The sequence below is a fragment of the Actinophytocola xanthii genome (assembly GCF_001921205.1).
In the GTDB taxonomy this organism is placed as follows: Bacteria; Actinomycetota; Actinomycetes; order Mycobacteriales; family Pseudonocardiaceae; genus Actinophytocola; species Actinophytocola xanthii.
The window spans coordinates 21137-40834 of the sequence record NZ_MSIE01000045.1; the positions used below are offsets into that span (position 1 = coordinate 21137).

General features: G+C 70.1%; 21 protein-coding genes and 1 pseudogene. 11 read left to right on the forward strand and 11 right to left on the reverse strand.

The annotated features are described in order from the left end of the window. Positions 1-28: 28 nt before the first annotated feature. A complete protein-coding gene (locus BU204_RS23560) occupies positions 29-466 on the forward strand; it encodes a VOC family protein (protein ID WP_075127916.1) in 438 nt (145 codons plus the stop codon). A gap of 63 nt (positions 467-529) precedes the next feature. Continuing rightward, complete coding sequence (locus BU204_RS23565) at positions 530-1072, forward strand: Rossmann-fold NAD(P)-binding domain-containing protein (protein ID WP_198942975.1); 543 nt, start codon at positions 530-532, stop codon at positions 1070-1072. A gap of 18 nt (positions 1073-1090) precedes the next feature. On the opposite strand, the gene BU204_RS23570 is transcribed toward BU204_RS23565, so the two are convergent. Next, complete coding sequence (locus BU204_RS23570) at positions 1091-1828, reverse strand: AfsR/SARP family transcriptional regulator (protein WP_075127917.1); 738 nt, start codon at positions 1826-1828, stop codon at positions 1091-1093. A 144-nt stretch (positions 1829-1972) separates the two neighbouring features. On the opposite strand from BU204_RS23570, the gene BU204_RS23575 reads away from it, so the two are divergent. After that, the gene (locus tag BU204_RS23575; protein ID WP_075127918.1) at positions 1973-2431 is read left to right on the forward strand and encodes a hypothetical protein; all 459 of its coding nucleotides are present in this window, start codon (positions 1973-1975) and stop codon (positions 2429-2431) included. Positions 2432-2488: 57 nt separating this feature from the next. Here the strand turns inward: BU204_RS23575 and BU204_RS23580 are convergent, their stop codons facing one another. Together BU204_RS23580 and BU204_RS23585 are read right to left on the reverse strand one after the other, a co-directional pair. Continuing rightward, complete coding sequence (locus BU204_RS23580) at positions 2489-3421, reverse strand: GNAT family N-acetyltransferase (RefSeq protein ID WP_075127919.1); 933 nt, start codon at positions 3419-3421, stop codon at positions 2489-2491. Further along, positions 3418-4305, reverse strand: coding sequence for a class I SAM-dependent methyltransferase (locus BU204_RS23585; protein ID WP_075127984.1), 888 nt, complete (start codon positions 4303-4305; stop codon positions 3418-3420). Before BU204_RS23585 ends, BU204_RS23580 begins: the two co-directional genes overlap by 4 nt. A gap of 263 nt (positions 4306-4568) precedes the next feature. Here BU204_RS23585 and rpsA point away from each other — a divergent pair, with 263 nt between their 5' ends. Beyond that, positions 4569-6068 carry a 30S ribosomal protein S1 gene (gene rpsA, locus BU204_RS23590; protein ID WP_075127920.1) on the forward strand — a complete coding sequence of 500 codons (1500 nt, stop codon included), beginning with the start codon at positions 4569-4571 and terminating at the stop codon, positions 6066-6068. A 417-nt stretch (positions 6069-6485) separates the two neighbouring features. Here rpsA and BU204_RS23595 read toward each other — a convergent pair whose 3' ends face one another. Beyond that, positions 6486-6704: a hypothetical protein gene (locus BU204_RS23595; RefSeq protein ID WP_075127921.1), complete on the reverse strand. Its 219-nt coding sequence runs from the start codon at positions 6702-6704 to the stop codon at positions 6486-6488. Positions 6705-6846: 142 nt separating this feature from the next. Here BU204_RS23595 and coaE point away from each other — a divergent pair, with 142 nt between their 5' ends. Next, positions 6847-8019, forward strand: coding sequence for a dephospho-CoA kinase (gene coaE / locus BU204_RS23600; RefSeq protein ID WP_075127922.1), 1173 nt, complete (start codon positions 6847-6849; stop codon positions 8017-8019). Here coaE and moaA read toward each other — a convergent pair. The 5 genes from moaA to BU204_RS23625 all read right to left on the reverse strand — a co-directional run bounded on the left by moaA (position 8016) and on the right by BU204_RS23625 (position 12426). Further along, positions 8016-9056, reverse strand: coding sequence for a GTP 3',8-cyclase MoaA (gene moaA, locus BU204_RS23605; RefSeq protein ID WP_075127923.1), 1041 nt, complete (start codon positions 9054-9056; stop codon positions 8016-8018). The two genes, coaE and moaA, sit on opposite strands and share 4 nt — an antisense overlap. Before the next feature lie 103 nt (positions 9057-9159). After that, positions 9160-9780 carry a response regulator gene (locus BU204_RS23610; protein ID WP_075127985.1) on the reverse strand — a complete coding sequence of 207 codons (621 nt, stop codon included), beginning with the start codon at positions 9778-9780 and terminating at the stop codon, positions 9160-9162. Between the two features lie 17 nt (positions 9781-9797). Further along, a complete protein-coding gene (locus tag BU204_RS23615) occupies positions 9798-11081 on the reverse strand; it encodes a sensor histidine kinase (RefSeq protein WP_075127924.1) in 1284 nt (427 codons plus the stop codon). 178 nt (positions 11082-11259) lie between these two features. Further along, positions 11260-11781 carry a DUF402 domain-containing protein gene (locus BU204_RS23620; protein WP_075127925.1) on the reverse strand — a complete coding sequence of 174 codons (522 nt, stop codon included), beginning with the start codon at positions 11779-11781 and terminating at the stop codon, positions 11260-11262. Positions 11782-11916: 135 nt separating this feature from the next. Next, positions 11917-12426 carry a DUF402 domain-containing protein gene (locus BU204_RS23625; RefSeq protein ID WP_233160531.1) on the reverse strand — a complete coding sequence of 170 codons (510 nt, stop codon included), beginning with the start codon at positions 12424-12426 and terminating at the stop codon, positions 11917-11919. An 81-nt stretch (positions 12427-12507) separates the two neighbouring features. Between BU204_RS23625 and uvrB the strand changes: the two genes are divergently transcribed. Next, complete coding sequence (uvrB, locus tag BU204_RS23630) at positions 12508-14649, forward strand: excinuclease ABC subunit UvrB (protein ID WP_075127926.1); 2142 nt, start codon at positions 12508-12510, stop codon at positions 14647-14649. 177 nt (positions 14650-14826) lie between these two features. On the opposite strand, the pseudogene BU204_RS42415 reads toward uvrB, so the two are convergent. Beyond that, positions 14827-14984 (reverse strand): annotated as a pseudogene (locus tag BU204_RS42415) (IS110 family transposase); the annotation flags it as partial. A 256-nt stretch (positions 14985-15240) separates the two neighbouring features. Here BU204_RS42415 and BU204_RS39305 point away from each other — a divergent pair. Both BU204_RS39305 and BU204_RS23635 read left to right on the forward strand, forming a co-directional pair. Continuing rightward, complete coding sequence (locus BU204_RS39305) at positions 15241-15699, forward strand: hypothetical protein (protein ID WP_143229677.1); 459 nt, start codon at positions 15241-15243, stop codon at positions 15697-15699. A 1124-nt stretch (positions 15700-16823) separates the two neighbouring features. Next, a complete protein-coding gene (locus BU204_RS23635; RefSeq protein ID WP_075127987.1) occupies positions 16824-17561 on the forward strand; it encodes a DinB family protein in 738 nt (245 codons plus the stop codon). A gap of 6 nt (positions 17562-17567) precedes the next feature. On the opposite strand, the gene BU204_RS23640 is transcribed toward BU204_RS23635, so the two are convergent. Next, positions 17568-17888 carry a hypothetical protein gene (locus BU204_RS23640; RefSeq protein WP_158073502.1) on the reverse strand — a complete coding sequence of 107 codons (321 nt, stop codon included), beginning with the start codon at positions 17886-17888 and terminating at the stop codon, positions 17568-17570. Between BU204_RS23640 and BU204_RS40210 the strand changes: the two genes are divergently transcribed. From BU204_RS40210 to BU204_RS23655, 3 genes are all read left to right on the forward strand, one after another. Next, positions 17862-18362, forward strand: coding sequence for a hypothetical protein (locus BU204_RS40210; protein WP_158073503.1), 501 nt, complete (start codon positions 17862-17864; stop codon positions 18360-18362). The two genes, BU204_RS23640 and BU204_RS40210, sit on opposite strands and share 27 nt — an antisense overlap. A gap of 30 nt (positions 18363-18392) precedes the next feature. After that, a complete protein-coding gene (locus BU204_RS23650; RefSeq protein ID WP_075127929.1) occupies positions 18393-18965 on the forward strand; it encodes a dihydrofolate reductase family protein in 573 nt (190 codons plus the stop codon). A gap of 66 nt (positions 18966-19031) precedes the next feature. Beyond that, positions 19032-19688: a hypothetical protein gene (locus BU204_RS23655; RefSeq protein ID WP_233160533.1), complete on the forward strand. Its 657-nt coding sequence runs from the start codon at positions 19032-19034 to the stop codon at positions 19686-19688. Positions 19689-19698: the final 10 nt, after the last annotated feature.

Genomic DNA, 19698 nt, shown 5'->3' on the forward strand with positions numbered 1-19698 from the left:
GTGTCCTCATCGAACAGGAGGGCCCCAGATGATCACCAAGCTGACCCACACCACCGTCTACGTGCTCGACCAGGACCGGGCCAAGGAGTTCTACCTGGAGAAGCTGGGGTTCGAGCTGCGGACCGACTTCGCCATGGGGGAGGGGTTCGAGGAGGGCGGCCAGGGCTTCCGGTGGCTGACCGTGAGCCCGCCCGGTCAGCCGGACCTGCAGTTCGTCCTCGCCGACTGCCGGATGGGGCACTCGCCCGAGAACGCCGAGGAGCTGCGGGCGCTCGTGGCCAAGGGCGCCCTCGGCGGCGGCGTGCTGGCCGCCGACGACTGCCACCAGACCTACAAGGAGCTCAGCGAGCGGGGCGTGGTGTTCCTGTCCGAGCCCGCCGAGCGCCCCTACGGCATCGAGGCCGTCTTCCGCGACGACTCCGGAAACATGTTCAGCCTGACCCAGGGCCACGCCACCGAGTCCTGATTTCGCGCGCCCGCACGAAAAGATCGGTAGTCTGGCAGAAGCTTCCCTGGTAGCGGAGGTCGGATGACCGGACAGCGGGCTCTCGTTCTCGGTGGGACCGGCATGCTGGCGGGTTGCGCCGAGGCGCTCGTCGCCGACGGCTGGCGTGTCGTCCTGCCCAGTCGGCGTTCCACCCCGATCGCGGACGGCAACGGCGAACACCGCAAAGCGGTATGGGTCAAGGCCGACTGGTTCGACCTGCCGGCGCTGGCCCGAGACGCGCGCGAGGCCCTCGAGGGCCCGGCCGACCTGCTCGTCGCCTGGGTGCACCGCGAGGTGCGGGTGGCCGTGCTGCGCGCCGTCGCGCCGCTGCTCGCCCCGGGCGCCCCGGTGGTGGAGGTCCACGGCAGCGCGTCGGCCAACCCGGTCGGCGGCTGCCCGGACCCGGTCCTGCCCGACCACCCCACCCAACAGATCGTCCTGGGCTTCGTGCGCCACGCGGGCCGCACCCGTTGGCTCAACCACCAGGAGATCTCGGCCGGCGTGCTGGACGGCGTCCGCCGCGCCGTGGACGGAAGGCCTCCGGCGGTGCACCAGGTGGGAGAGTTCCGCCCGGTGCACCGCTGAGCCCGCGTCGGGGCTGAGTCACCCCCCTGGCCCGGTCACCACGCCGCGCCGGTCGGCCCGCAGCACCTCCTCGTGAGCGCGCCGCAGCTCGGCACCGGGGTCGACGCCGAACTCCTCGGCGAGTCGTTCCCGCACCGTCACGTAGCAGCCCAACGCCTCCGCGAGCCGACCGGCCGTGGCCAACGCCCGCATCAGCACGGCCGCGGCGGACTCGGCCGTCGGATGGTCGACGGTCAGCCGCCGCAGTCGGTGGATCACCAGGTCCGGCCCGCCGGCACACAGCTCGGCCGCTGACCAGGCGACCACCGCGTCGAGATGCCGTCGGCGCCAGGCCTCCCGCACCCGTTCCGCCCACGCGCCGGGGACACCGCAGAACGGCTCACCGCGCCACACCGTGAGCGCCTCCCGCAGCAGCAGGAGCCGGTGGTGGTCTGCCGGCTCGCACGTCCTGGCCCGGTCGACCAACCGGTCGAACCGGTGCAGGTCGACGTCGTCGGGGTCCACACCGGCCGAGTAGCCGCCCGAGTGATACGGCAGCGGGACCGTGGCGCCGGCCTGCTCGAGCAGCCGGCGCAACCGCGTCAGGTGGCTGTGCAGGGTGCGGCGCGCGTGCGGCGGCGGTCGCTCGCCCCACACGCGTTCGACCACGGTGTCGACCGGCACCACCCGGTCCGCGTCAACCACCAACGCCGCGAGCACCGCGCAGCGCTGGGGTGGGCCGACCGCCCACACCCGTTCTCCCGAACAGATCGCCATTCTTCCGAGCACGTGAACACGCACCACGCTCATCCCCCCAGTCGCCGCCCCCCGGCGGCCCGCGTCAACAGTGCGTCAATCCTGTGACAAGCGCCAGGGGTGAGGCTAGAACGCGAAGTTGTCCAGGGGGAAAGGACTTTCGTCATGAGAAACCGAGTTCTCGCCGCGGCCGCCACCTTCGCGATGACCGCGGCGGCGGTGCTCACGTTCACCGCCCCGGCCGGTGCGGAGGTGACCGTCAAGCCGAAACCGGTGCCGGCGGCGCAGGCGCCGGACACGCCCACTCCACGGCACTGTTCGGGCCACACACCGCACAACGACATCGACCAGCGCGGCTACGCCCGGTTGGTCACCGGGGACAACGTCAACCAACGCCGGTACCCGCACACCGGCTGCGTCTCCGACGGGCAGGCCCAGCGCACGCACTCCATCGACTACCACTGCTGGCGCGACGGGGACGCGGTCACCCGCAACGGCGTCACCTACTACACGTGGACCTACCTGCGCAACGACACGACGGAGGTGCAGGGCTGGGTCAGTGACGCCTACCTGGCCAGCAACCCGAACGGAACGACGGGGAGCACGGTCCACTGCGACGACTGACCACACGGGAGGCGGCCACTGACCGCGTGGCCGCCTCCCGGCGGCACTCGTCCGGGCTCAGCGCAGGGCACCGGCCGGCCGGACCTCCCAGATCGTCCAGAGTGGACGGTAGCCCTGTCGCGCCCAGAACACCGACGCGAGGGGGTTCGGGGGGTTGTAGTACAGAAAGGTCCCCAGCGCCCCGTAGGTCGCCAGCTCGGCGTGCGCCACCGCCATCAACCGCCGCCCCACGCCCGTCCCGCGGGCCTCCGGCCGCACCGACACGCAGTTGACGTACCCCCAGCGGCCCGCCGGCAGCCGCGTCGCGCTGACCGCCCCGGGCCCGGCGTCCACCAGCCGGCAGTGGGCCAGGCCGACCGGCACCCCGTCCCGCTCGGCGAGCCAGATCGGGTCGCCCTGCTCCAGGTGTCGGCTCAGCGCCGCCCGTTTCACCGCCCGCTCGTCCGGCCGCCGCACCGCCGCACCGACCAGCGCCGAGTAGGCCAGCTCGGCCAGCTCCAGCTCGAGTGCCACGTCGAGGTCGCGCATCGTCGCCAGCCGCACGGCGGTCCCACCGGCCGGCCCGCCCACCTCGGGGTCCGCCGAGGCCTGCCGCACGGCCAGGCTCGACAGCGGCGCGAAGCCGTGCGCGAGCAACGCCCGCACCGCCTGCGCGTCCCGGCTGGGCCAGGTCACCACGCACGCCGAGTCGGGGCCGGGCGTGAGCCGGTCCAGGACCCGGCGCCATTCCCGCAGCAGGACGTCCAGCCCCGCACCGCCCGCCGCGCCGACCAGCGGGTGCAGCTCCCAGACCTCCCGGGCCGACCACAGTGTCGGCGCCGTGCCCGCCTCGTACCGGTCGCGGACCAGCACGCCGGCCACCCGTTCCCCGTCGGGCAGGGCCGCGGTCAGCACGTCCCCGTCCGGCGGCGGTGCCGCGGGCGGCAGCGACCGGTCGACGAACTCGAACCACGCGGTCTGGGCCTGCAGCAGCGCTCCGGCCACGCTCATGGAGCCTGCCGGCACACGAAGATCGCCGTGCCGGGGAACAGCGCCCCGCGCAGCGGGCTCCACTGGCCCCACACCTCGGTCAACCCGTCCGGCCACTCCGGCTCGACCAGGTCCACCAGCCGGAACCCGGCCCCGGTCAGCGCGCGCACGAAGTCGCCGAGCGTGCGGTGGTGCTCGACGTAGGTGGCCCTGCCGTCCCCGTCGACCTCCACGTAGGGGGTGCGGTCGAAGTAGGAGCCGGTGACCCGCAGCCCATCCAGGCCGGGGTCGTCCGGGAAGATCCAGCGCATCGGATGGGTCACCGCGAACACCCAGCTCCCGCCGGGCCGCAGCACCCGCGCCACCTCGCCGAACACCGACTCCAGCGACGCCACGAACGGCACCGCGCCGAACGCCGAGCAGGCGATGTCGAAGGAGCGGTCGGCGAAGGGCAGGCCCTCGGCGTTGGCCCGCACCAGCGGCACGTCGATCCCGGTGGCCTCGTTCGCCGCCGACGCGTAACGCAGCATGCCGGCCGACAGGTCCAGCCCCACCACCCGCGCGCCCTGGTCGGCGAGCCACCGGGCGCAGGGAGCGGACCCGCAGCCGACCTCGAGCACGTCCCGGCCGGCGACGTCGCCGAGCAGCCGGACGTCGGCCTCCCGCACCGCCTCCGGGCACCACACGAAGTCGGCGACGCCGAGGAACTCGCCGTGCTCCACGTGGTAGTCGTCGGCGTCGGCGTCCCACCAGGCGCTGTTGGCCGCGGCCGACTCCGCCGACGAGGCGGGCCTCCGCTCGCTGCCGACGGTGCCGAGCAGCCGTTCCGCCCTGCGGACCGCCGGGTCCTCGGTGCCGCTGTCCCGACCGGCCGGTCCGGTGCTCGGCTGGCCCGGTAACGGCATCGACATGCGTTCCCCCTCGTACGCGCGCGTGCGCTGATCGGGCACCCACGTTTGCCCGGCCGACGTGCGGCCACGTAGGATACCGGCGCGCAGTGGTTTCGCGCTGCCGTCCGTCCACCTTGCTGGGAATCAGAGTCGGTCGCGCGGCGTTGGCGGTGTCGTACACACTCGTTCGCACCCGTCGGCGAACTATGCCGCCGCGCGCCGACAACTGCAAATCCTGCCCGCCTTCTCAACCAATCCGTACCGGAGCCACCTAGCCAATGTCCACCGACACCACCACTGTCCCGGCTGACACCGCGCCGAATCAGCAGGTCGCCGTTAACGACGTCGGGACGGGGGAGGACTTCCTCGCCGCCATCGACAAGACCATCAAGTACTTCAACGATGGTGACATCGTCGAGGGCACCATCGTGAAGGTCGATCGGGACGAGGTCCTGCTCGACATCGGCTACAAGACCGAGGGGGTCATCCCCTCTCGTGAGTTGTCGATCAAGCATGACGTCGACCCGAACGAGGTCGTCAAGGTCGGTGACGAGGTCGAGGCCCTCGTCCTCCAGAAGGAGGACAAGGAGGGCCGGCTGATCCTGTCCAAGAAGCGTGCTCAGTACGAGCGCGCCTGGGGCACGATCGAGGCACTCAAGGAGTCCGACGAGCCGGTCAAGGGCACGGTCATCGAGGTCGTCAAGGGTGGTCTCATCCTGGACATCGGCCTGCGTGGCTTCCTGCCGGCATCGCTGGTCGAGATGCGCCGGGTCCGCGACCTGCAGCCCTACGTGGGCCGCGAGCTCGAGGCGAAGATCATCGAGCTGGACAAGAACCGCAACAACGTGGTGCTGTCCCGCCGCGCCTGGCTCGAGCAGACCCAGTCCGAGGTGCGCAGCGAGTTCCTCAACCAGCTGCAGCGCGGCCAGGTCCGCAAGGGCGTCGTCTCCTCGATCGTCAACTTCGGTGCGTTCGTGGACCTCGGCGGCGTCGACGGTCTGGTGCACGTGTCCGAGCTGTCCTGGAAGCACATCGACCACCCCTCCGAGGTCGTCGAGGTCGGCCAGGAGGTCACGGTCGAGGTGCTGGACGTGGACATGGAGCGCGAGCGCGTGTCGCTGTCGCTCAAGGCCACCCAGGAAGACCCGTGGCGCCAGTTCGCCCGCACCCACGCGATCGGTCAGATCGTGCCGGGCAAGGTCACCAAGCTGGTTCCGTTCGGTGCGTTCGTCCGCGTGGACGAGGGCATCGAGGGCCTGGTGCACATCTCCGAGCTGGCCGAGCGCCACGTGGAGATCCCCGAGCAGGTCGTCCAGGTCGGCAACGACGTCATGGTCAAGGTCATCGACATCGACCTCGAGCGCCGTCGGATCTCGCTGTCGCTCAAGCAGGCCAACGAGGGCTTCACTCCGGACACGGAGTTCGACCCGACGCAGTACGGCATGGCCGCCGAGTACGACAACGAGGGCAACTACATCTACCCCGAGGGCTTCGACCCGGACACCCAGGAGTGGCAGGAAGGCTTCGACAAGCAGCGCGAGGAGTGGGAGCGCCAGTACGCCGAGGCGCACACCCGCTACGAGCAGCACATGAAGCAGGTCGTGAAGGCTGCCGAGGCCGAGGCCGAGGCGGAGTCCGAGGGCGGCGCCGAAGGTGCCGACGCGGGCGACGGCAACTACTCGTCGGGTGGCGGTGACGCCCAGAAGAAGAGCGGCGGCACCCTCGCCAGCGACGAGCAGCTGGCGGCCCTGCGCGAGAAGCTCTCCGGCGGTATGTGAGTGTTGTAGACACCAAGGGCCCCGCCGCCAGGCGGGGCCCTGTGTTTATTTGTATGTGTTTATTGTTCGCTTCGCTCAGTCGCTGACCCACCGTCTTCCCTCGTCACGTCCTCGGCGCTGGCGCGCCTGCGGGCGCTCCTCAGTCCAGACGGTGGACGCTCCTTCGCTTTCGCTCACGCAGCCGCGGGCCTCACCTCGCCCGAAGGAGTTGGCTGTTGTGCGTCCCGGCATGGGCAGCTGCGCGGGGTTGTGTGCACCTGGGAGTTGACTGTTGGTGCATCCGGGCCTGGGCAGCTGCGCGGGGTCGGGTGCGCTCGGGAGTGGGTGTGCTCCCGCGCTTCCGTTGATCTCTGCTCCGGTGGCGTCCGAGGACGCCCTCGTCCTCGCCGCGTCGTCGAACCCTCGCTCGACGAAGGGTCAGCCGACCGCGGGTGCCCAGGCTCGTTCGGCGGCTGCCGCGGCGGCGCGTCTGCGTAGCCCGGCCAGGCTGTGCTTCGCCGTCGGGACGAGGATCGCCGTCCACCACGTCCGCCGGTACTCCTCGAGCGCTTGCGCGACGGCGGCGTGGTCCAGACAGTGCCTCAGGCCGGGCGCACCGAGCCGGTGCCTCCCCGGCTGCCTGCGGCGACGTGGCATGGGGCCTCCATGTGGGTGACGCGGTGGCGGTCACCGTAGGGCATCGGGTGGGCCGGTCGGCGGATCTCGTGCCGCGTGTCCGGCTGACCTGACCCGAACAGGTGGCGGCAGCGGCCGGTGATCTCCCTGCCAGAATGCGGGCATGCTGCGAGTAGGTCTGACCGGTGGCATCGGCTCCGGAAAATCCACTGTGGCCGGTCGGCTGGCCGAGCACGGTGCCGTCGTGATCGACTCCGACCGGCTCGCCCGCGAGGTCGTCGAGCCGGGAACCCCCGGGCTCGCCGCGGTGGTCGCCGCGTTCGGCACGGACATCCTCGACGAGGCGGGCGCGTTGGACCGCGCCCGGTTGGCGAGCCGGGTCTTCGCCGACGAGGAGGCGCGCAAGACCCTCACCGGCATCGTGCACCCGCTGATCGGCGAGCGGACCGCGGAACTCATGTCCGCGGCCCCGGCCGACGCGATCGTCGTGCACGACGTTCCCCTGCTGGTGGAGAACAACCTCGGGCCGGCCTACCACCTGGTGATCGTGGTGGACGCGCCGGTCGACACCCGGGTGGCGCGGGTGGTGCGCGACCGGGGCATGACCGAGGCCGACGCCCGGGCCCGGATCGCGGCCCAGGCGACCGAGGAGGCCCGGCGCGCGGCGGCGGACGTGTGGCTGGACAACGGTGGCGCCATCGACGAGGTGCTCGCCGCGGTCGACGCGCTCTGGGCGGACCGGCTGGTCCGCTACGAGGGCAACCTCCGGCTCGGCCACCACAACCGCTACGGCGGGCCTCGGCTGGTGCCCTCCGACCCCACCTGGCCGGCTCAGGCCCGCCGGTTGGCCGCCCGGATCCGCACGGCGATCGGCGACCTGTCGGCGCGGGTGGACCACATCGGCTCCACCTCGGTACCCGGCCTGCCGGCCAGGGACCTCGTCGACCTCCAGCTCGGGGTCGACTCGCTCGACCGGGCCGACGCCCTCGCCGGTGCGCTGGCCGCGGCCGGGTTCCCGCGCCACCCGGGGGGCGACCGCGACGAGCCCGACGAGTGGCGTCTGCACGTCTCCGCCGACCCGGGCCGGCTCGCGCACCTGCACGTCCGGGTGACCGGCGGACCGGGCTGGCGGCTGGCCCTGCTCGTCCCCGCCTGGCTGCGCGCCGACGACGCGGCCCGCGCCGAGTACCTGGCGGTCAAGGAGGACCTCGCCAGCCGCCACGACGGTGAGGACGACATGACCGGCTACACGCGGGACAAGAAGCCCTGGTTCGCCGAGGCGGCCTCCCGGGCGGAGGACTGGGCGCGGCGCACGGGCTGGTCGCCGGAGGCCTAGCCGCCCCTGGTGTGCATCTCGAGGTGCGGGTTGGACCGCAGCATGGCGAGCGGGACGAACGGTGTCCGGTCCCGCTCGGCGAGGCGGTCGACGGCGCCGCGGTCGGTCCTGGCCGCCCACCTGCCGGTGATCAGCTGGCGCAGCTCCTCGAACGAGGCGCCGTCCCGGAGCGGGTCGCGCAGGTTGGTGCCCTCGATCGCGTAGAGGCAGCGGAACCACATGCCGTCCGCGGTGAGCCGGCTGCGGTCGCAGGTGGCGCAGAACGGCTGGGTGGTCGAGGAGATGATCCCGAACGTCGTCCCGTCGGGCAGGGCGAACCGGTCGGCCGGCGCGACGTCGGAGGCGGGCAGGGGGGTGATCGGGCCGTAGTGCGCGGTCAGCGTCTCCAGCATGTCCGCACGCGAGAGCACCAGGTCCGGCGACCAGGTCGTGGCGCCGCCGACGTCCATGTACTCGATGAACCGCACCTCGGCCGGCACCGTGCGGGCGTACTCGACCAGGTCCACCAGCTCGTCGTCGTTGATCCCGCGCAGGGCGACGGTGTCGATCTTCGTGTCGGTGAAGCCCGCCGGCGCGATCGAGGCAAGCCCGGCCAGCACCTGCGGATGGGTGTTGCGCTGGGACAGTGTCTTGGACCGCTCGGCCCGCAGGGTGTCGAGGCTGACCGTCAGCCGGCGAAGCCCCGCCGCCCGCAGCGCCTCGACGTGGTCGGCGAGCAGCACGCCGTTGGTGGTCATGGCGAGGTCGCGCAGGGGCTTGGCGGCCAGCATGCCCACCAGCGTCGGCAGGTCGTGGCGCAGCAGCGGCTCGCCGCCGGTGACCCGGACCTTGTCCACGCCCAGCGACATGAACACGTCCACCAACGTCGAGATCTCCTCGAACGTCAGCAGGTCGCGGCGCGGGAGCCAGACGTACTCCGCCTCCGGCATGCAGTACCGGCACCGCAGGTTGCACCGGTCGGTGACCGAGATCCGCAGGTTCCGCAGGGGGCGTCGGTAGCGGTCGAGGACAGGGCCGGAGGCGTCGGTGGCTGACACCCCGTCACGGTATACACAACGGCCGACAAGCGCCAGAAACAGGAAAGCGCCTTTATCGGTCGATCAATTCAGGTGATTGCGGCACATTTCCGCGGAATCGCGGTCACCGCCCCGTGCTGAGGTAGCCGCGTTCGAACGCGACGGCAACCGCGGCGGCACGGTCCTTCACCCCGAGCTTCGCGTACACGTGCAGCAGGTGGGTCTTCACCGTCGCCTCGCTGATGAACAGCGCGGCGGCCGCCTCCCGGTTGGTCGAGCCGCGGGCGATCAGGCCGAGCACCTCCAGCTCCCGCTGCGAGAGCGGTTCCGAGACTGGCTGGCGCATCTGTCCCATGAGCCTGCTCGCCACCGCGGGGGAGAGCGCGGCCTGGCCCCGGGCAGCCGACCGCACCGCCCGGAGCAGCTCCTCGCGCGGGGCGTCCTTGAGCATGAACCCGGTCGCGCCCGCCTCGATGGCCGGCAACACATCCCGGTCGGTGTCGTAGGTGGTCAGCACGAGCACCCGCGAGGGCACGCCGCGCCTGGCCAGCTCCCGGATCGCGGTGACACCGTCGACCTCGGGCATGCGCAGGTCCATGAGGATCACGTCGGGGCGCAGTCGTTCGCCCACCGCGATCGCCTCGGCCCCGTTCGCGGCCTCGCCGAGCACCTCGAACCCGGGCTCGCCGGTGAACATGCCGCGCAGCCCGTCGCGGACGACCGGGTGGTCGTCGACGATCAGCATCGTGATGGACGTCCCGCTCACCGCGCTCCCTCCGCCGGAATGGCCGGAACGGTAGCGGACACCGCCGTTCCACCCCCCGGCTCCGACTCGATCTCCAGGCGACCGGCCAGCCGCTGCACCCGCTGCCGCATGCCGGTCAGGCCGAAACCCCCGGTCGCCGAGGCCGGAGCGCTCGCGCGCCGTCCGTTCGGCTCGAACCCGACGCCGTCGTCCCGGACGTCGAGGGTGACCAGGTCCTCCATGTAGGACAGGGTCAACCCGACCCGGGTCGCCCTGGCGTGCTTGGCCACGTTGGCCAGTGCCTCCTGCGCGGCGCGCAGCAGCGTGACCTCGACCTCCGGGTGCATGGGCCGCGCGTCGCCGGTGGTGGTCAGCACGGCCGGTACCTCGTGCGTCGAGGTCCAGTTGCGGACGACCTCGCCGATCGCGTCGGGGAGCCGCGCCTGCTCGAGCGCCGCCGGTTCGACCGCGTGCACCGAGCGGCGCGCCTCGGTGAGGCTCTCCCTGGCCAGCGCCGACGCCGTCTCGACGTGCCGCTGCCACTCGGCGCGCTGGTCGTACGCCTGCTGGGCGGCCTGGAGCTGGGTGAGGATCCCGGCCAGCCCCTGCGCCAGCGTGTCGTGGATCTCCCTGGCCATCCGCTGGCGTTCGTCGTGCACGCCGGCCTCCCGGGCCTGCACGAGCAGCTGGGCGTGCAGCGCGGCGTTCTCCTCCAGCGCCGCCTCGAGCTTGGCGTTGGCCTCGCCCAGCTCGGTCAGCGCCCGCCGCTGGCGGCGCGTGCGCTGCTCGGACTGCTCGCCGGAGTACGCGAACGTCCCGGCCACGAGCGCGTTGAACACCACCAGCACCAGCCAGGCCCACCAGGTCCGGTCGTTGATGTTGGCCACCCCGCCGATCTGGCTCGTCCCGGCCAGTGCCGCCGTGACCACGACCCCGAGGATCTGCCAGCGACCGACGAGGACCTCCATCGCCTGGATGTAGCCGATGAACGAGAAGACGCCGTACCAGGGGGACACCACCACGAGGGCGGTGGCCAGCACCATGAGGCCGGCGTAGTAGACGCCCATCAGCCCGCGCCGTGTCCGCCACTGCGGATGGGTGGTGTGCAGGACGGCGATCCACCCGACGGCCAGGACCGTGAGCGATATGACCAGGGTGGACCTGTCCGGCATTCCCCACAGCGGCTGGAGCAGGGCGATGAGGGTGCCGACGGCCAGCAGGAAGTAGGGGAGTGCCCGCAGCAGCGCCGACTCCTTGCGCTCCCAGCGTTCCTGCTGGGCGACGAGCTCCGCCTCGGTCATCTCGCACCCACTCCCAGCGGACGTCGCCCGGTGATCGTACGTCCGCGTGGAGCGGTTGCCGCACGTGTCCAGTCTCGTCGTTCGGGGTCGCCGGCGGATCGCCCGCGCGGTCAGCGTGGGCCGACCCGCCGGTGGGCGGGGGCATCAACCGATCGGTGGAGCCCAATCGGGGGACGGTTCAGTACGGCGGCCAGACGTCGAAGATGTGCTTGTGGGCGAGCCAGGCGGACAGGTCGTGGCGCAGCCTGCTGAACTCCTCGAGCGTCTTGTGCACGGTGCACAGCGCGAGGTCGGCGTCGCTCGCGCGCAGGACCCGGCCCGCCACGGCCGCCGCGAACTCCTCGCAGCGCACGATCCGGGCCGTGGTGCCGCCGGGCACGGCCAGTCCCAGGAGCAGGTCGGTCGTCTTCCAGTACCGGCCGTCGCTGGTCGCCCGGACCACGGTCAGCACGCTGGGGTTGGGCTTGGCGTGGCGGGAGCGCGGCCGGTGGTGGGTCAGCCGCAGGTTCAGCTCGGGGAGCAGCCAGGTGACCTCGGCGTCGTGGAAGGGGTCCTCCGGCGTCGGGCACTCGGTCCGCAGCCCCCACCGCTCGACCTGGCAGGTGCGCAGGCGCCGGTTGCTGCCGGTGGAGACGTAGTTGCGCGACGACGTGAAAGTGTCGACGATGTCGACCAACTGGGGGGTGATCGCCGTGGCCACGGGTCCAGAGGGTAGTCGCCGGCATGCGGTGGGTGATGATCGGATACGATTCGTTATGTCACGACTCGATTCCGAACGTATATCGATCTGAGTACGAAACTCTCGAAATCGACGAGGGCTATTGACGCCTGCCCGTCAATCGGCCGTCCAGGTGAGCGGCAGGTTCAGCCACGACTCGACCACGTGACCAGCGCCGGCGATGCCCGCGACCGCGGCGAACGTCCGCTCGAACGCGCGGTGCGCGGTCGGCGCGTCGAGCAGTCCGGCGACGTGTGCGGCGAGCACCTCGTCGATGTCCAGCACCCGTACGTCACGGCCGTCTCGGACGAGGAGGTCGAGGTAGAGGTCCACCGTCCGCCAGACCGCACCGGCCGAGGTGTCGACAACCTCGATGTCGACGATGTCGATGTAGACGTCGTAGCCGAGCTCCTTGCCCGGGTGCGGCGTCCACCGGCCCAGCCGCAGGCCGTGCTCGGGCAGCAGCCAGGAGCGGAAGTAGGCGATGTCCGGGTGGTCCGCGAGCGGGCGCGCCATGTACAGGCCGAAGTCGGTCACCCGGTAGTGGTCGACCACGCGGTCGATCCCCTTGGGGTCGGTGTTGGTCATACCGGCGACGTCGAAGAGCTCGATCTTGGGCGCGTGCACGGCCCAAGCCTGGCACGTGCGGCCCCTGCCAGCGCAAAGACCTTTCTGTCGGTGCCCGGGCGTAGCCTCGTTCCCGTGGCAATGGTGAAGGCGCACTCCGAGTTCCGACCCATCGGTGACATCCCTCGCACCGAGGGACGCTTCCGCATGGTCAGCGAGTACCAGCCGGCCGGCGACCAGCCTGCCGCCATCGACGAGCTGGAGCGGCGGGTCACCGCGGGGGAGAAGGACATCGTGTTGCTCGGTGCCACCGGCACGGGCAAGTCGGCGACCACCGCCTGGCTGATCGAGCGGCTGCAACGGCCGACGCTGCTGATCGCGCCGAACAAGACGCTGGCCGCCCAGCTGGCCAACGAGCTGCGCGAGTTCTTCCCGCACAACGCGGTCGAGTACTTCGTCAGCTACTACGACTACTACCAGCCCGAGGCGTACGTCCCGCAGACCGACACCTACATCGAGAAGGACTCCTCGATCAACGAGGACGTGGAGCGGCTGCGCCACTCCTCCACGTGGAGCCTGCTCTCGCGCCGGGACGTGATCGTCGTGGCATCGGTGTCCTGCATCTACGGCCTGGGTAGCCCGCAGGAGTATCTGGACCGGACGATCGCCCTGCAGGTGGGCCAGGAGGTCGACCGCGACATGCTGCTGCGGGCTCTCGTCGACACCCAGTACACCCGCAACGACATCGCGTTCAGCCGCGGCACCTTCCGGGTCCGGGGCGACACCGTCGAGATCATCCCGGCCTACGAGGAGCTCGCCGTCCGCATCGAGTTCTTCGGCGACGAGGTCGAGGCGCTCTACTACCTGCACCCGCTCACCGGAGAGATCGTCAAGCAGGTCGACACGCTGCGGATCTCGCCCGCCACCCACTACGTGGCCGGTCCCGAGCGGATGGAGCGGGCGATCCACGGCATCGAGGCCGAGCTCGAGACCCAGCTCGCGGCGCTGGAGAAGCAGGGCAAGCTGCTGGAGGCCCAGCGCCTGCGGATGCGCACGAGCTACGACATCGAGATGATGCGCCAGGTCGGGTTCTGCTCGGGCATCGAGAACTACTCGCGGCACATCGACTGGCGCGACGCCGGCACCGCGCCGGCGACCCTGCTCGACTACTTCCCCGAGGACTTCCTGCTGGTCATCGACGAGTCGCACGTGACGGTGCCGCAGATCGGCGGCATGTACGAGGGCGACATGTCCCGCAAGCGGACGCTGGTCGAGCACGGCTTCCGCCTGCCGAGCGCGATGGACAACCGGCCGCTGACCTGGGAGGAGTTCCAGGACCGGATCGGCCAGACGGTGTACCTGTCGGCCACGCCCGGCCCCTACGAGATGGGCCAGACCGGCGGCGAGTTCGTCGAGCAGGTCATCCGCCCGACGGGCCTGGTCGACCCCCAGGTGATCGTGAAGCCCACCGAGGGCCAGATCGACGACCTCGTGCACGAGATCCGCCTCCGCGCCGAACGCGACGAGCGCGTCCTGGTCACCACGCTGACGAAGAAGATGTCCGAGGACCTCACCGACTACCTGCTCGAGCTGGGCATCCGGGTCCGCTACCTACACTCCGAGGTCGACACCCTGCGCCGCGTGGAGCTGCTCCGCCAGCTTCGCCTGGGCGAGTTCGACGTGCTCGTCGGCATCAACCTGCTCCGCGAGGGCCTCGACCTCCCCGAGGTCTCCCTGGTCGCGATCCTCGACGCGGACAAGGAGGGCTTCCTTCGCTCGGGCACCAGCCTGGTGCAGACCATCGGCCGAGCCGCCCGAAACGTGTCCGGCGAGGTCCACATGTACGCCGACCGCATCACCGACTCGATGAAGCACGCCATCGACGAGACCAACCGCCGCCGTGCGAAGCAGATCGCCTACAACGAGGAGCGCGGTCTCGACCCCCAGCCCCTCCGCAAGAAGATCGCCGACATCCTCGACCGCGTCTACAACGAGGCCGAGGACTCCGACGCCGAGGCGGTGCCGATCGGCGGCTCCGGCCGCAACGCCTCCCGCGGGCGCCGGGCGGCCGGCGAACCGGGCGGCCGCTCCTCGGGCGTGTACGTCAAGGAGAAGGTCGGCTCCATGGCCCGCTCCGAACTGGCCGACCTCGTCCAGCAACTCACCGACCAGATGATGAACGCCGCCCGCGACCTCCAGTTCGAACTGGCCGCCCGCCTCCGCGACGAGATAGCCGACCTCAAGAAGGAACTCCGAGGCATGGACGCCGCCGGCGTCAAGTAACAGGCCCCTGACCACGGTCTCCGGCCGACCAGCGACAAGACACCGGCGCGGGCGGATACCGGTCCCGGTTCCGCCGGTGCCTCCCACTGGTTGCCCCGGTGGCCGCCCGCGGTGTCGCGGCGGGGTCTCGAGAGCGGTGGTGATCGCTGCGACGAGCTAGTCGCCCATCGGTGGTGCGTGCGCGGCTCCGATCGATATCAGCGACCGCGGCTTGGGTTCACTGTTGGGCAGCGGCCCGTCGTGCAGCCGCTTCCCATCCGGGTCCAGACCGACCGCGCGGGGTTCACCCTTGTGCCGGCATCCAGGCCGAGGAGCACGGCGAAACCGCTGCTCATCCACTATGCCGCTGGTCACGACGAGACCTACAGGCTCCTTGATCAGGAAAAGGTGACTGGCCGCCCGGTGCGGAGGGTGCGGTCGGCTCGATGCGGATTCATCCCCGGTCCGTGGAATGCAGCGGACTCGCTCGCACTGGCCCGCCCCGAACGGACCAGTGCAAGAGCAGCTCGAGGCCCGTTGTCGCGTGGCAGTCCCACCACGTATGTCAACCAACTACCGTCAAGACGGCGTCTACCAGCGAGGATACCGATCATGAGCGCACCGACACGCCGAAACCGTCGCCGGTTCAAGAAGCAGACTCCCGAACGGCAGGCGGTTGTGCCGTTCACGTCGGACGACGACGCGGCGTTGTGCTGTATCCGTCAATCGCACTTTTCGGACGAGAGCACTTCCGGTGAGGTCCAGAAGCGGGAGACGCACCGATGGGCGAACGCTTACGGTGTTCCGATCGTCGACGTCGTTGCTGCCGATGGTTTGCATTGCCCCTGGGGTCGGCGATTCGTGCGGGCGCGGGGCCCCTGGGTTTCTCGGTTCGCGACCGACGGAGAACCCTCGGCACTTGGCGGAGGGTTCTCCGTCATCAGGGTCGGCCAGGTAACCGCCAGGCCCTCGGTCAGCGGGTCGCTAGTGAAGTCGCTGCACGCGGCTCAGCACTTCGCACACTGCACCGATCCTGGTCGCCACCTGGTGGACATCGGCTCCGTCAACTGACGCCCAGAGCGCGCCATCTGGACCCTGCGTGAGCGTCGCCGGAACCTGATCGGTAGCCGGCGCAGCATGTTCGTCGTGGCCGTAACCCCTTCTCGGTGGCGGTACTGTCACCGTCCGGTAGGTGCTAGTGAGATCGAAAGCATACAAGTGATCGAGGGAAAAACTTTTGATTCATTTGATTTCCATGCCGGGTTGGAGATATGGGTATACCCGGCAAGGAATGAAGGCTGGCCAAAGACCGGGCGACTCAACGGTGATATTCCGAACAAGAATACCTATCGCGGGCAGATATTCTCTCTGGCGAATGCTGGCTGCCTCCGCGCCGTGCCAACGCGGGGACGCAACGGCGCGAACATCGCCCGATCCTTTCGCCGGAAGCCCTCATGCTTTCCTCCGACGCACGTCTATGTCACCAACGTCCCTGCCGAGCGTAGACCCCCGTGGCTGTCGCGTACGGCAGGTCGAGGAGAAGCGGTGCGTCCGTCCCCAGGACGTCCTCGTGGTCCCGTTCGATCCCGGGTTCAGCCCGACCGAGCTGAAGGCCCATCAGATGGCAGATCGATGCTGCGCAACTGGGGACGATCAAGAGGTGGTATAGGCGGGTCGGCCTTGCCTCGCGAGATCTCTACCAGTCTGCCGATGCGGACACGCATCTCCGACTTTGCCGATCGAACCATGACGATCGCGAACCCGAGCAAACTCACGACGAGCGCCACTACGGCGACGGCAGCCCAGGGGCCGACGGTTGCCCATACCGATCCGGTCACCGCTAGACACCTCTCTCCTTAAATGATCAAGATGAGAGAGGAGAGGAGGTGGATGAGATATACCTAGATCGAAAACTTGTTGTCAAGGGATGCTGGGTCCCATTAAAGGGGGTGGAGACCTTGGGTTCAGGAGTTTTCGCACGTCAGAGCAGCACCCGAACGTGTGTCACCTGAACCATAGTATTGACGTGGCGTGTGGTGTTGTCGGCTGACGGACTTGGCAGGCATCCGACGCCACCGCCGAACGCCCGCAAGAACTACGCGGGAGCGCGCCTACTACGGCGGGCAATGAGCCCACAGCAGTTCCGTCGTCTGAGGAGCTGCGTGCGGGGCCTGTTGTCGGTGCTCGGACCTACCATGCAGAGCAGGACGCGGTACGTCGACGAAGATCTGCATGGTGCGGAGTTCCGCGAGTGCGACCTGACCGGGGCACGCCTGATCGGCGTGGTCATGCAGGACGCCGTGATCGACGGGCACATCACCAACCTCGTGGTGAACGGTGTCGAGGTCACCGAGTACGTCGAGGCAGAGCGTGACCGGCGGCATCCGGTGCGGGTGTTGATCCGCTCCGAGGACCCCGCCGATCTGCGCGAGGCATCGCGTCAGCTCCATGCCGGCTGGGCCGCCACCGTCGAGCGGATCCGCCGTACGCCCGGCATCGAGCGCCGCGGCGTGAACGACGAGTGGTCGGCGGCGCAGACGATGCGCCACCTGGTCTTCGTCCACGACTCGTGGTTCCGCCGTTGCTGCCTCGGCTCGACGGACCTGTTCACGCCGATGGGCATCGGGCCGACCGACGAGCCCTACCGTGAAGCACACGGGCTCGACCCCTCACTCGATCCGGCCTTCGACGAGATCGTGCGCGTGCGCGAGGCACAGGCAGCCGAGCTCGAGGCCTGGCTCGACGAGGTCACCACCGCGCGGCTCGCAACGCCAGCGCCAGTCCCCGACGACGATGTCTGGCCGCCGTACTCCCGGGGCCGCTCGGTGCGGCAGTGCCTCGCCACGGTGCTCAACGAGACCTTCGAGCACCACCGCTTCTGCGTCCGCGACCTCGACCTGATGGAGGCACAGGACCCCGAGTCCGGCCGCTGATCTGCGTCACGGATCTCCTCGCCACGAGGCCTGCCCGCGCTGATGGCCGCCGATCGACGACAACATAGGCGCTGGCCGAGCCAGGACGGCCGCACGCCTGCCCGCAGCGGCGCGGTAGGCGCCGTGGTGGTCGTGGAACCGGTCCACCACGATCAGGTCTCCTCGGACGCTGCCGTTCACGACCTCGACCTCGCCCTCGACCTCGTGGCCGGTTCGGGTCGCTTCCGGGTACTCGAGCAGCACCTCGGCGGCGAACTCGCGCCAGTCCGGGACACCGGTGGACTTGGTCAGATCGGCGAGGTGGACGAGCACCACCTCGAGATTCACCAGCCCTCGTCGAGCGTGCAGTTCGGGCGGCACCCCCGGTTCGAACAGCAGGACCAACCGGCGAAGGTAGTCAGCCAGCTCCTGCCAGCACTCCGCCGTGCCGCACCCCGGCTCGTCGCGCCCCGAGGGCAACGCCTCGTCAAGCTCGTCGAACAGCGCTTCGGTGGTGGCAGCCAGTACCCGAACCCGGTGCTCCGCATGTCATCCACTGCCAAGGAGACAACAATGCGGTCGATACCTCACCAGAATGAGCCCCGCCTCGACGTGATCGTGTTTCTGGCGGTGCTGGCCTGCGGCCTGCTGTTGGTGTGCCTCGGCGTGCCGGTCGGGTCCCTGGCCACCGCCTCCATCGCGATGTCCGGGCTGTACGGCTCGTGGTCTTCCGGGGCGCGGCGGGCGGCGGAGGGCCGCGCCGGTGATCTGGGTCACGGATTTCCCAGCCGCGATGAGTCCGGCGGGGTGCGGCGGTCGTAGTGTCCACATCCATACCGAGGAGGACTTCCGATGCGCAGCGTGACCTATTCGATGGGCGTCTCAGTGGACGGCTACATCGCCGGGCCGGACGGGGACTTCGACTGGTCGGCGTCCGACGACGAGCTCTTCCGCTTCGCCACCGACCAGCTCCGTGAGGTCGGCGTGCACTTCATGGGCCGGCGGCTGTACGAGTTGATGCTCTACTGGGAGACGGCCGACCAGGACCCGTCGCTCGACGAGGCGCGGCTGGAGTGGGCCGCGCTCTGGAAGGCGCTCCCGAAGGTCGTGTTCTCCACCACGCTCTCGACCGTGCGGGGCAGCAACACCCGCCTGGCCTCCGGCGGCCTGGCGGAGGAGATCGAGACGTGGCGCGCCGAGCCGGGGGAGGGCAACATCGCGCTCGGCGGCGCGACCCTCGCCGCCGAGGCGGCCGCCCTCGGCCTGATCGACGAGTACCGGCCCAAGGTCCACCCGGTGCTGGTCGGCGGTGGGACCCCGTTCTTTCCCCAGCACGAGCGCCGGGTGGACCTCGAGATCGTCGAGACCCGCGCCTTCACCTCCCCCTCGAAGGTGATCTACCTCCGCTACCGCGTCGCCCGCTAGTGGATACGGGCCAGGACGGCGTGCGGCGGCAGAAGGAAGCGCGTCCGGGGTGACAGACTGCGATCTGTGAATCCGATCGTTGCGCAGGTGTTGACCATAGCCGGTGTCCTGCTCGGCGCGGCCGCCACGTTCGTGGTCACCTCGGCCACCGAGCGGACCCGTTGGCAACGGGCGCAGTCCGTCCGGTGGGATGACAAACGCCTTGTCGGATATGCGGAGTACGCCAACGCGGTCAAGCACATGGTCCGACTGTGCCGCCGCATCGCCGAGACCAAGGGACTGCTGTCGACAGGTCAACCCGTCGACATCGACTCCACCTTCGCAGCCCTCGCCGACGCGGAAACCCAACGGGCCGCGCAATGGGAGACCGTCCTGCTCCTCGGCGAACCGACGACTATCGTCGCCGCACGCGCCTGGAGCGAGCAGGTATGGCGACTGGAGCACATCCTTCGTCAGGATCACCCCGAGGCGTCCTCGTTCATCGACGCCTATCAGGAGACCATGCGGCGACGCAACCGAGTTCTACGCCCGTGCCCGCGCAGACCTCGGCATCACCAGCGGCCCGCTACCCGAGCTCACCTGGCAATCCCTTCGGCCCTCGCTCGACGAGCCCACCCCGTCCTGACGACCGGTCCAGCGCACCCGGGGACGTCACGGTATGCATGGCAACGTGAACGTTCCCCACCTATGGGCTGCCTCCGTGGTCTAGAAAAGGCGCCATGAGCCGGAGCCT

What these genes read in the sequence shown, in the direction of transcription:
- BU204_RS23560 (WP_075127916.1), top strand. Translation starts at nt 29, where the DNA reads ATGATCACCAAGCTGACCCACACCACCGTCTACGTGCTCGACCAGGAC.
- BU204_RS23565 (WP_198942975.1), top strand. Translation starts at nt 530, where the DNA reads ATGACCGGACAGCGGGCTCTCGTTCTCGGTGGGACCGGCATGCTGGCG.
- BU204_RS23570 (WP_075127917.1), bottom strand. Translation starts at nt 1,828, where the DNA reads ATGGCGATCTGTTCGGGAGAACGGGTGTGGGCGGTCGGCCCACCCCAG.
- BU204_RS23575 (WP_075127918.1), top strand. Translation starts at nt 1,973, where the DNA reads ATGAGAAACCGAGTTCTCGCCGCGGCCGCCACCTTCGCGATGACCGCG.
- BU204_RS23580 (WP_075127919.1), bottom strand. Translation starts at nt 3,421, where the DNA reads ATGAGCGTGGCCGGAGCGCTGCTGCAGGCCCAGACCGCGTGGTTCGAG.
- BU204_RS23585 (WP_075127984.1), bottom strand. Translation starts at nt 4,305, where the DNA reads ATGCCGTTACCGGGCCAGCCGAGCACCGGACCGGCCGGTCGGGACAGC.
- rpsA (WP_075127920.1), top strand. Translation starts at nt 4,569, where the DNA reads ATGTCCACCGACACCACCACTGTCCCGGCTGACACCGCGCCGAATCAG.
- BU204_RS23595 (WP_075127921.1), bottom strand. Translation starts at nt 6,704, where the DNA reads ATGCCACGTCGCCGCAGGCAGCCGGGGAGGCACCGGCTCGGTGCGCCC.
- coaE (WP_075127922.1), top strand. Translation starts at nt 6,847, where the DNA reads ATGCTGCGAGTAGGTCTGACCGGTGGCATCGGCTCCGGAAAATCCACT.
- BU204_RS23610 (WP_075127985.1), bottom strand. Translation starts at nt 9,780, where the DNA reads ATGCTGATCGTCGACGACCACCCGGTCGTCCGCGACGGGCTGCGCGGC.
- BU204_RS23615 (WP_075127924.1), bottom strand. Translation starts at nt 11,081, where the DNA reads ATGACCGAGGCGGAGCTCGTCGCCCAGCAGGAACGCTGGGAGCGCAAG.
- uvrB (WP_075127926.1), top strand. Translation starts at nt 12,508, where the DNA reads ATGGTGAAGGCGCACTCCGAGTTCCGACCCATCGGTGACATCCCTCGC.
- BU204_RS39305 (WP_143229677.1), top strand. Translation starts at nt 15,241, where the DNA reads ATGAGCGCACCGACACGCCGAAACCGTCGCCGGTTCAAGAAGCAGACT.
- BU204_RS23635 (WP_075127987.1), top strand. Translation starts at nt 16,824, where the DNA reads ATGCAGAGCAGGACGCGGTACGTCGACGAAGATCTGCATGGTGCGGAG.
- BU204_RS23650 (WP_075127929.1), top strand. Translation starts at nt 18,393, where the DNA reads ATGCGCAGCGTGACCTATTCGATGGGCGTCTCAGTGGACGGCTACATC.